This is a genomic window from Romboutsia sp. LXY-2 (assembly GCF_056171995.1).
This window is the reverse complement of the sequence record NZ_JBKFGI010000003.1, coordinates 362780-374409: the sequence shown is the minus strand read 5'-3', so window position 1 is coordinate 374409 and position 11630 is coordinate 362780. Positions and strand designations below refer to the sequence as shown.

General features: G+C 28.7%; 11 protein-coding genes. 1 reads left to right on the top strand and 10 read right to left on the bottom strand.

From position 1 onward, the window contains the following. Positions 1 to 146 precede the first annotated feature (146 nt). The 8 genes from ACI48P_RS07530 to ACI48P_RS07495 form a co-directional block, all read right to left on the bottom strand. Positions 147 to 701 (bottom strand): CD3072 family TudS-related putative desulfidase, encoded by a 555-nt coding sequence (locus ACI48P_RS07530; RefSeq protein ID WP_475214871.1) that lies wholly within the window; start codon positions 699 to 701, stop codon positions 147 to 149. Between the two features lies 1 nt (position 702). Next, the gene (locus ACI48P_RS07525; RefSeq protein ID WP_475214870.1) at positions 703 to 2064 is read right to left on the bottom strand and encodes an ABC transporter substrate-binding protein; all 1362 of its coding nucleotides are present in this window, start codon (positions 2062 to 2064) and stop codon (positions 703 to 705) included. Between the two features lie 43 nt (positions 2065 to 2107). Then, positions 2108 to 2950, bottom strand: a complete 843-nt coding sequence (locus tag ACI48P_RS07520; RefSeq protein WP_475214869.1) for a carbohydrate ABC transporter permease — start codon at positions 2948 to 2950, stop codon at positions 2108 to 2110. Then, positions 2943 to 3839: a carbohydrate ABC transporter permease gene (locus ACI48P_RS07515; protein ID WP_475214868.1), complete on the bottom strand. Its 897-nt coding sequence runs from the start codon at positions 3837 to 3839 to the stop codon at positions 2943 to 2945. Before ACI48P_RS07515 ends, ACI48P_RS07520 begins: the two co-directional genes overlap by 8 nt. After that, positions 3829 to 4917, bottom strand: a complete 1089-nt coding sequence (locus ACI48P_RS07510; RefSeq protein ID WP_475214867.1) for an ABC transporter ATP-binding protein — start codon at positions 4915 to 4917, stop codon at positions 3829 to 3831. Before ACI48P_RS07510 ends, ACI48P_RS07515 begins: the two co-directional genes overlap by 11 nt. 306 nt (positions 4918 to 5223) lie before the next feature. Further along, positions 5224 to 5778, bottom strand: coding sequence for an NAD(P)H-dependent oxidoreductase (locus tag ACI48P_RS07505; RefSeq protein WP_475214866.1), 555 nt, complete (start codon positions 5776 to 5778; stop codon positions 5224 to 5226). A gap of 94 nt (positions 5779 to 5872) precedes the next feature. Beyond that, positions 5873 to 6190 (bottom strand): thioredoxin, encoded by a 318-nt coding sequence (gene trxA / locus ACI48P_RS07500; protein WP_475214865.1) that lies wholly within the window; start codon positions 6188 to 6190, stop codon positions 5873 to 5875. A gap of 85 nt (positions 6191 to 6275) precedes the next feature. Beyond that, entirely contained in the window at positions 6276 to 6890 is a 615-nt protein-coding gene (locus ACI48P_RS07495; RefSeq protein WP_475214864.1) for a C40 family peptidase, read from the bottom strand. Positions 6891 to 7141: 251 nt separating this feature from the next. Between ACI48P_RS07495 and ACI48P_RS07490 the strand changes: the two genes are divergently transcribed. Continuing rightward, the gene (locus ACI48P_RS07490; RefSeq protein ID WP_475214863.1) at positions 7142 to 7822 is read left to right on the top strand and encodes a lysoplasmalogenase family protein; all 681 of its coding nucleotides are present in this window, start codon (positions 7142 to 7144) and stop codon (positions 7820 to 7822) included. Between the two features lie 188 nt (positions 7823 to 8010). On the opposite strand, the gene ACI48P_RS07485 is transcribed toward ACI48P_RS07490, so the two are convergent. Continuing rightward, a complete protein-coding gene (locus tag ACI48P_RS07485; protein ID WP_475215033.1) occupies positions 8011 to 9825 on the bottom strand; it encodes an ABC transporter ATP-binding protein in 1815 nt (604 codons plus the stop codon). Further along, positions 9825 to 11621 (bottom strand): ABC transporter ATP-binding protein, encoded by a 1797-nt coding sequence (locus tag ACI48P_RS07480; protein ID WP_475214862.1) that lies wholly within the window; start codon positions 11619 to 11621, stop codon positions 9825 to 9827. The genes ACI48P_RS07485 and ACI48P_RS07480 overlap by 1 nt, the downstream gene beginning before the upstream one ends. Between the last annotated feature and the right edge of the window lie 9 nt (positions 11622 to 11630).

Below are 11630 nucleotides of genomic sequence, written 5' to 3'. Positions count from 1 at the left end.
TTCCTGTGAATAACTTATTTTCATATGATCAATACATTTTATTTAGACTAGTAAGTATGGAATATTTGTCATCGTATAAAAAACATCTAAAATAGATAATAAGTCTATTTGTAGAGTATTTTTTATCTTCGTCTATTAAAAAAACTCTATTCAATCATTTTGTATATTGCTTCAATATTTTCTTCTCTAAATCCAATCATATCAATAACTATATTATTACTTAATAACATAGATTGTATTTCCTCCATTAATATACCTTTGTCTTTAGTATATAATATGGAATCATTAATATTCTCAAAAATAGGATTGTTACTTATCTCTCCACCCCAATCTCCTGTACATGTAAGATTTACTCCACAAGATGGGCTACCATCAATTCCTATTAATCCAACTATTTCATAGCCATTATTAATATAATCTATTAATTGGTCTAACACAGGCTTAAACTCTTTTCTGCATACTTCTCTAAAATGAGGAGTATTAAACTGCTCTTTTAAATGTCCCCATCTTTTGCAGCCATAGATAATTTGCTCTGGACATGGTAGCTGAATAATCCCATAATCTTTTTCTATCATTTGCTTTATAATATCTTTTCTTAGCTCTTCTTTTATAGAATTATTATAAAAGCTCTTTACTTTAGAGTTTTTATTTAAAATACAATGTGATACTAATATAATTTTTTTTGGTTCATTTATACTCATATTATTCTCCAAATGATTTTTTCGCTTCATCTAAAGCTGTTCTAGTGTTAGTTTCTGCTTCTTGTAAAGCCTCTTTAGTATCTTTTTCACCTAATATTATTTGTTGTAGTGCCTTGTCCATATTTTCATGAATAGCATATCCATTTAATACTTTTGGATCACAGTATCCTGATTCAAAGGCTTCTACTGCTATACCTTTTGCAGGACATTCTTTTTCTGCAAATTCTTTAAATTCTGTTGAGTTTAATACTGAATTTCTAAGAGGTAAGTATCCTGACTTAGTTCCCCATAAAAGTTGAGTATCTTCTTCCATAAAGTATTTTATATATTTAAATGCTGCTAATTTTTCTTCATCAGATGAAGTGTTAAATATGGTTACATCTGTTCCTGAGAATAAAGAAGCTTCTTTTTCACCCTTAGGTAATACTACTGTTTCAAATTTTACATTTGTTCCTTCACAAGCAGCTATTATATCAGGAAGGGCTGACATTGAAGATATCCCCATAGCAGCTTCTCCTCTACTAAATGGACCTGTCATATACTTTTCTTCTCCTGCAATTTTAGCAGTTTTATCTTTAACCATTCCAGCTATAAAATCAAAAGCCTTCGCTGTTTCATCAGAGTTAAATAGTATTTTATCATTTTCTTCATCTATTAAATCTCCACCTGCCTGCTTAACCCAGAAAGAAGAGTCTATTCCAACTGAAGAATTTAATGCTAGTCCATATATATCATTTTTTCCATCTTTATTTTCATCTACAGTAAGTTTCACTGAAGCTTCTTTCAACTCATCCCAAGTAGTTGGTGGTTTTACTCCGTACTTGTTCAGTATATCTTCATTGTAGAATAGTAGATAAGTTGATTTGTTAAATGGTAATGAATGATGTTTTCCTTCCCACATACCATTGTCTCTTAAGAAAGCAGGAATATCTTCCCAAGTTTCTTTATCAAATCCAATTTTTTCGTTTTCTATGTATGGATTTAAGTTTTCTACTAAGTCATTTTTTACGTATGCAGTTAATCTATTTGGATATATCATAGCTAACTCTGGTAATTGATTTGATTTAGAAGCTCCTTCGAGCTTTGAGAATAAATCCTTATAGTGTCCTTGATAAACTAAATTTACAGTTATTCCATCCTTATTTTCTGCATTAAACTTGTCTGTTATTTCTTTTAATACTGCTTCATTTTCCCCTGTCATTGCATGCCAAAACTCTATAGATACATCTTGTGTGATTTCTGTAGCGATTTGCGATTTGTCTGAAGTACCTTCTTTCTCCTCACCTTTTGAACTGCTACACGCAGTTAAGCTTAGTGTTAATAGTAGTGCTGATATGATTGATGTCATTTTCTTTAGTTTCATAATATCCCCCTCTTTTGTGCAAATAAGTATTTATTGATAAAAGTTAACCTTTTATACCCGATTTAGTAATCCCTGCTATAATGTGTTTTTGTGTAAAAAGATAGACTATAATAACCGGCAAAATAACTATTGTAGATGCTGCCATCATAAGATGATAGTTTCCACCAGCTTCTGTAGTAAAGTTCATTATGCCTACTGGTAATGTTCTCATTTCTGGCAGATTAGTAACAATAAGTGGCCATATAAATTCATTCCAACTATTTACTATTCTAAGTAGTCCTATTGTTATTAATGCTGGTTTACATACAGGGACCATTATTCTAAATAAGAATTTAAAGTCACTGCAACCATCTATCTTTGCTGCATAATATAGTGAACTAGGTACAGTTAAGAAAAACTGTCTAAGTAAAAATACTGAAAAGACACTGGCTACCCAAGGTATAGTAAGACCTGCGTAAGTATTTATTAGACCTAATTTTGCTATAGTTATGTAGTTTGGTATTAGCATTACCTCACTAGGAACCATCATAGTCCCTATTAAGATAGAAAAGATTATTTCCTTTCCCCAAAAGTTAAATTTTGAAAAAGCAAAAGCTGCAAGTATTGTTGTTATTAGTGTTCCTATAGTTATTACAATTGTTACTATCAAACTATTTATAAAGTATCTTACAATAGGAATAGTAGTAGCAACTTCTTTATAATTTTCAAGTTGTATATCATTTGGTATAAGTTTGGGTGGCATTGTAAAAATCTCACTTAAAGGCTTTAATGAGGTACTAATCATCCATACAAATGGAATAAGAGTAACTATACACCCAAGTATTAAAATCCCATAAATTATAATTTTACCAATTAAAGACTTCGTGTATTCATTTCTATTAATCATAGTTTACTTTCCTTTCTCCTATTTTGAATTGAATAAAGTTTAAAGTAATTATAATCAAGAATAAAATAACTACAGCTGCTGATGCTATTCCATATTGGTAGTGATTATAAAATTTGTTGTATATATAATAAACCATTGTCAAACAGCTATTTAAAGGTCCCGGTTGCTTATCAAATAAAGCAAATACTTCTGAAAATACTTTAAAAGCATTTATTAAAGTTATAATACTTACGAAAAATATTGTTGGTGATAAAAGTGGTATTGTTATATTTTTTGTTCTTTGAATAAAATTTGCTCCGTCAATTCTTGCAGCTAGTGTGTAGCCTGAATCAATATTTTGAAGTCCTGCCAAAAATATTATTATATTATAGCCAAGACTCTTCCAAACACTAAGTATTATTAAGCTTACCATTGACCATTTTGGGTCAGTAATCCATTTTATAGGATCTATATTTAATAGATTTAAAAGATAGTTTAATATTCCATAGTCATAATGAAATATCCATCTAAAAACTATTGAAATAGCAACTGTTGATGTTATAAAAGGAAGAAAATATATACTTCTAAATAAATTCTTGAATTTGATTTTACTATTTAAAAATACTGCTATAACTAGAGATAATATTATTGATATTGGTGTTACAAATAATACATAAATACCTGTATTAGTAATTGCAGTCCAAAAATCTTTATCTTTTATTAAATATATATAATTGTCAAAACCTCTTTCAAATACTATATCCTTTATATAGTTATAGCTACTATAAAAACTCATATCAAAGGTCTTTATTATTGGATAAATATAAAAAATAGAAATTATTAACAAAACAGGAAGTAAATATAACATTGCTTTTAAAAAGCTTTTAAGATTCTTTTCATTATTTAACATAGCAAAGATTCTCACCGCTTTCTCTGTTAAATATAATAACTCTATCTAAGTTAAATCCTATGTATAATTCTTCTAAACTTGATTCTATTTCATTACTCGGAAGTATAACCCTAATCTCTTCATCATCAACCTTTAATTTAAGAATTGTGTCTTTACCTAGATTTTCATATATATCAACTTTGGCTTTAATATAGTTATCTTTAGGATTTTTGCTAACTTTAAAATCTTCACTTCTTATACCTAATATATAATTATTTTCATCATATAGTAAATTGTTTAAGTTTAATATATTACTTATGTTATATTCTTTATTAAAAACTTCTAGTTTATTGTCTTTTTTATTTATCTTGCAGCTTATGGTGTTTATTACTGGATTACCTAAAAACTTAGCCACAAAGATATTTTTAGGATTATTGTATAAATTTATAGGTGTGTCAAATTGTTGTAATACTCCCTTATCTAAAATCGCTATTTTATCCGACATGCTCATGGCTTCTTCTTGGTCATGAGTTACAAATACAGTGGTTATTTTCATTTCTTGCTGTATTCTTCTTATTTCTTCTCTCATCTTAACTCTTAGTCTTGCATCTAAATTTGATAAAGGCTCGTCTAAAAGAAGAATCTGAGGCTCCTTTACCACTGCTCTTGCTATTGCAACTCTTTGTTGTTGTCCACCTGATAATTGAGAAGGTTTCCTTTTTAATAAGTCGTCTATATTTACTAACTTACTTATCATTGCTACTTTTTCTTTTATATCACTTTTAGGTATCTTACTTATTTTTAGTGGAAAGGCAATGTTTTCAAATACATTCATATGTGGATATAAAGAATAGTTTTGAAACACCATTCCTATATTTCTATTTTCAGGGACTATATCATTTACTATATTATTCCCAAAGTAGACATTACCTTTATTAGGCTTATAGATTCCTGCCAAAGTAAATATTGTTGTGCTTTTTCCGCAGCCACTAGGACCTAGTAAGCTTATTAGCTCTCCCGATTTTATGTTTAGGTCTAGGTTATTTATAGCTTTGCATCCTTTAAAATTTATAGACAGATTCTCTATCCTTAAGTCCATACTAATCCCCCCGTGTTTCCTGCAAATTACCCCTTTTATTTCAGCTACGATACAAATTATAGATAACTTGTATTATTTTGTCTAATTGCTATTTCCTATATAAAAGTTATAATATATATTATTTTTCTATTTGACTGTAGATAGTTTTTGTATTGTATGAATTATAAGTTGTGAAATATGTATTTTTATTTATAGGTTCACAAAAACTAGTAGCCGATTTTCAGCTACTAGTTTGATAAGTTTTTACTATTTATTTTTATTCGTATTGCTTACGATTATTTATTAGCATATTTTTACTTAAAATTACTATCCAAAATATTTTCCAAATAGATCATCTTTATCTTTATCTTCTGCATTTAGATTTATATATTGTATGTTTTCTATTCCACAAACTCCTAGTGTACCTTTTACTACTACATTTTCAATAGGATTATTAAATTCTTTTACTAGGTATTCACAGCTAGATTCTGATGTACTTATAACTAATCCTGATTTTATATTAGTTAATAATCCTTTTGTTTTGTTGTTTTCTTCTGTAAAAGCAAATTCTTTTAGAAGTACTTTATCGAAAAATCCTTTAAGTATTGCTGGTACATTGTTGAACCATAGAGGGAATACTAATATTATTTCATCAGTATCTTTTAAAATTTGTTGGTATTTTTTAACTAGTTCATCTTCACTTTGACCAACATTATATAGTTCTTCTTCTTTAGCACTCATTACTGGATTAAAGTTGTCTTTGTATAAATCTATTGTTTCATATTCTACTTGGTTTTTTGTTAATCTATCTATTAATCTATTTACTATTTCTTGTGTAAAAGACTTTTCGTTGTTACTTGCAAGTATTATTGTCGACTTCATATATAATTCTCCTTTTATCTCTAATTCTAATGGTTACTAATATATTTTATCCACTGAAGCCTATATTATGATAAAAGTATCTTTGTTTTTTCATTTATATATGAGAGTTTAATCTTTTCAATAAATTATTTTTTGGCAAAAATCCTACTATAGAATCTATAAGCTTCCCATCTTTAAATATCATTGTAGTTGGAACTGATTTTACGTTGTATTTTCTTGCTATATCTGCTACTTCCTCTACATCAACTTTTACAAATTTTGCTTGGCCTCTCATCATAGTGCTAGCTTCTTCAAATACTGGTGCTAACATTTTACATGGTCTACACCATGTAGCAAAGAAGTCTACTATTACTATCCCATTACTATTTTCTACCTCATTTTTAAATTGTTGAGAATTTGATATTTTAAGCATTTTATACCCCCACTTTTTTAGTTATTAATTATTATCTAATTTAATATATGCATGGTGCTTAAAATATTACGTGACTTTGTCACAGTTATTGATTATTTTTAAGTTTAGTAGATTTTATATATTCTATAGGTCTATATATTTCTCCCTGCTTATATGTTTTAACTGACGTCTCACATACTCCACCTATAGGATAAGGTGCTTTACTTCTGGATTGAACTACTCTTCCTTTGCCTATGTACATAACTACATGGCCTGGGGTATAAATTAAGTCTCCTGGTTGGAGATTTTTTAGTCCTACTCTATAGTCCTTCAGTACTTCTTTTTGCTGTGAGGTAGAATATCCTATTTGGACATTTGTTTTTTGAAGATATGTCCAGTAGGTAAGACCTGAACAGTCAAAGGCTTGGATTCCTATGTATTTTTCTCGGTTTAATGGGTAGTAATCTATTCCGTAGTAGCCTATAAGTTCATCAAGTCTTTCTTCGGTCATTATTTCACCTTTTCCACCCCAGACATATTCTAGACCTATTTTTTCTTTTGCTAAGTTTATTACTGTATTGACTATAAGTAAGTCTTCTTCTGTCATGTTTTTTGTTTCATTTATGTATTTTTGTTCTTGGTATTTGTTGTAGGATATGAATCCTATTAGTATTATGACTAGTATTATCGTAATGTTTCTTAGGAATTTTATTAGTTTCATAATTCTCCTTTTATATAAATTAATACTGGCTACTTATGCTGCCAAAGATTTTTGTGATGATACTTTTATCATGTTTACATATGTTATATTTTACCACATAGTTGTATTTAATTCATTTCGTATATATAGTTATATTTTATTAATTTCCCTGTTGAGTGCTATACTACTACTTATTAATAGTATAATATTTATAAGTAGTATATAATTTTATTAGGGTATATTAAAAATTTTACTTTTGTAAGGAGATAGTTATGAGTCTAAGTTTATTAGTTATTTTATGTATATTTTTAGCTGGTTTATTTACTTATACTGACTACAAAGGTCATTATAAGATTTCTGTATTATTAAAATCCGGTGCCACACTGCTAATAATATTACTTTCAATTAAATGCTTTGTTTATAAAAATCTAGAGTTAAAAATTTATTTTTATTATATTTTTATTGGGCTTTGTTTTGGTTTGCTAGGTGATTTTTTGTTGGCTTTAGAAAATATATCTAAAAATAAAAAGGTCTTGTTTTTAACAGGTCTAGTTGCATTTTTATTTGGACATTTATTTTATATTATGGCCTTTAGTCAAATACATCCTATAGGTATTATTGACTTTGTTCTTACAGGTTTATACTTAGGTATTGCTTACTTTGTATTTACTAAGTCTGATCTTGATTTAGATAGTTTTAAATATGGTGTGCTTATGTATGCTTGTGTGATATCTTTTATGTTGAGTAAGGCTACTACTCTATTGATTTTTTCACCTAATTTTATTTTGGGATGTGTAGCTTTTATTGGGGCTTTGTTGTTTGTTTTATCGGATTCACTTTTATCTTTTAGTGTTTTTGGTGACTTGAATAAGGATAAATTCTCTTTATGTTGCCATATATTATATTTTCCTGCACAAATAATATTGGCTCTTAGTATTTTATTTGTTTCTTAATTTATTTTTTAAATGTTAGCTTCTCTAATCAGCTTAAGATATTTGAGCAAGAGGCTTAATCTTTAATGGATTAACTCACATAAAAGCTTTTAGTAATTTTATATTTTTTCAATGATAAATAGCCTAAGTTATTATGTTCTAATATATAATAATCTAGGCTATTTGATAATCTCTCTATTCAAATGTAATTATAATCTTGAGGTTATCTCCTCTTCATACTGCTTAACATACAAGGAATGATAATAACCTTTTTTACTTAATAACTCTTTATGACTTCCTTTTTCAACTATCTTTCCATCTCTAACTACTAAAATAACATCCGCCTTTCTAATAGTAGACAATCTATGAGCAACTAAAAAAGAAGTTCTATCCTTTAACAAATGAGAGATTGCCCTCTGAATTATCTGTTCTGTTTCTGTATCTATAGATGAAGTAGCCTCATCAAGTACAAAAATCCTCGGGTCTTTTAATACTGCTCTAGCAAAGGATATAAGTTGTTTTTCTCCAGTAGATAAATTTGATCCTCCCTCCCCTACCTGACTATCATATCCTTTTTCCATCTTCATGATTATCTTATGGGCAGAAACTATCTTTGCCGCTTCTTCTATTTCTTCATCACTTGCATCAAGCTTTCCATATCTTATATTTTCTTTTACGCTTCCTGAAAATAAGTGAGGATTTTGTAGTACATAACCTATGTTATTGTGTAACCATAGCTGAGATCTTTTTTTATAATCTTTACCATCGATTAATACATTCCCCTTTGTAGGCTCAAAAAATCTACAGGCTAAATTAACTAAGGTACTCTTGCCTGCTCCAGTCTCTCCTACCAAAGCTACAGTAGTTCCAGCAGGTATTTTAAAGTTAAAGTTTTCATATATATATTCGTCACCATCAGGATACTTGAAATATACATCTTTAAATTCTATATCACCTTTAAGATCTTCCCAATTTTCTTTTTTAGGAGAGAAATTATCTCCATATTTATCTATTATCTCTTTACTATCTACTATATCAGGTGTTTTTTCTAATAGTCCAAATACTCTTTCTATATTTGCTTGAGTAGATATAAAATCAGATATATTTCTTGCTAATTGTTGTATTGGTTCAAATATACTTATTGCATAAGAAATAAATGCTGATAATGTACCTATTGCCATTAATTCTTCATTAACTAAATTTCCACCTTTTGCTAACACAAATGCTACTGCTAGAGAACTAAAAAATAATATTATCGGCATATAAATTGCATTTAGTCTTGTAGCTTTTATACTTGTGCTATACATTGTTTCAGTTATTTTTGAAAACTCATCTAAATTTTTATCTTCTATTGCTAAAGTCTTCGATGTTATACATCCTGTTATTCCTTCATTAAAGGCCCCTGTAATTTTAGAGTTTATACTTCGTATATCTCTATTTACGTTTAGGATTTTATTTTGAAAATATACAGTAAGCAATGCTATAAATGGCACTATTGATATTACATATAGTGCAAGCTTTACATTTAGCATTAGCATCGCTATAAACACCCCACCTATATATGTAATAGACCATAGTATATCTACAAGCCCCCAAGCTATCATTGAGCCTATTTTATTAGTATCACTCATCACCCTTGCTATAATATATCCTACAGGAGTAGTATTATAAAATGAAAAGGATAACTTTTGTAAATGAATAAAAGTTGCTCTTTTCAAATCCTTACCAATATTTAAGTCCAAATACATAGAGTATCTTGTAAATACTATTACAAAAATTGCCTGTAATACTATTGCTGATATATATACAAATGAAAAGTTTCTGATTCCGCTAGTATTCATTGGTACAATAAATTTATCAATGGCATATTTCTGAAAAATTGGTAGCATTACATCAACAAAAGCTACCAATAGATTAGCGAGTATAGCAAATATTAACTGTAATTTATACTTTTTTAGAAACGGAAACAGCTTTGCCCATATTTTTATAGAAAAACTTTGTTTATATTGTTCTTCATTTAGCATCACTCTCCACCTCCCAACTCATCTATACTAGACTGCATATTATAAATCTTTTTATATACTCCATCAATCTTTAATAGTTTTTCATGATTTCCTTCTTCAATTATTTTTCCATCATCTAACACAATAATATTGTCACACTGCATAAGTGTAGTTACTCTATGAGATATTATAATTACTGTGCTATCTTTTAATTTTGATTTTAATTCTTTTCTTATATTTGCATCTGTTTCAGTATCTACCGCTGATAGAGAATCATCAAATACTATTATTGGGCTATTTTTTATTAAGGTTCTCGCTATTGCTACTCTTTGCTTTTGACCTCCGGATAAGGTTACTCCCCTTTCTCCTACAATAGTGTCATAACCTTTACCAAACCCTAATATATTTTCATGAACACATGATATTTTAGCTGCATCTTCTATAGCATCAATATTTTCATCTTCACTTAAGTACGATGATATATTTATATTCTCTTTTATAGTTTTTGAAAATAAGAAAGGCTCTTGAAGTACTACCCCTATGTTATTTCTTAAGTAATTAAGTTTTATGTTGTTAATGTTTACTCCATTTATAAGTATTTCTCCATTCTCTTCTCCTAAGTCATACAATCTATCTAATAAATGTACTATTGTAGATTTACCAGACCCAGTTGAACCTAATATTCCAAAAGTACTACCTTTAGGTATTTTAAAGCTTACATCTTTAAGTACTAGTTTTGAGTTATAATAATCAAATCTTACATTTTTAAATTCTATGTCTGACTTCATATTAGGAGTTGTTGCATTTTCATCATCACATTCTTCTCTACCTTCTAATATCTCTCCTATACGCTTTATGGATACTTTAGCCTTACCCATTTCTGAGATAATTCTTCCTAGAGATCTTACTGGCCAAACTAACATTGAATTATAAAAAATAAAAGCTAAAAACTGGCCTAGAGTCAAATTTAGTGATACTGTTTCTATACATCCAAATACTACTATCGACATTACTTGAAGCCCTGATATTAAATCTCCAGTACCCCAATAAAAACTAAGCACATGACCTAGTTTTATCCATAGATTTGAGAATCCTATATTTTTTTCATCAAATCTATCTATTTCATAAGACTGTCTACCAAAAGCCCTTACAACTCTTACTCCTGTGAAGTTTTCTTGGACAAGGGATGATAGTTCTCCCTCAGCCTCATCTGCTGCTTGGAATTTCTTTTGGATAATAGTATAAAATACTACTGAATATATAATTACAACAGCTATGAATCCTACTGCTATTAAAGAAAGTTTTACGTTCATTGAAAACATTAAATATAGTGATATGATTATTAAAAAGACTATTCTCACAAATTCTAGTAGCTGTATTCCTAGGAAGTTTTTTACTACTTCCATATCTGAGGTGCATCGTTGTATTATGTCTCCTGTTGGATTTTTCATATGCCAGTTAAACGGCAGTTTACTTATATGACTATATAGTCTGTTTCTTAGATTTTTAATAGTTCCATCTGATGCTTTTGACATGTTCACTTTGTATAAATAGTTGCATATACCTGATAAAATAGCACATATTACTCCTACCATAGCTGGTATGTATAAGTTTTGTCTTAGGTATTCTCTTCCTCCTATGCTGTTTATAGTGCTTTCTATTATACTTGGTAGGTTAAATGGTGCATCACCTATTATTGAATCTACTGTTATTCTTATGACTTGTGGTGTTAAATAGTTAAATCCTATTCCTAAAATTGTGGTTATTAATGCTAATAAGAAATATCTTTTTAATCCCTTAGTGAATTCTATTATCATTTTTCCCCC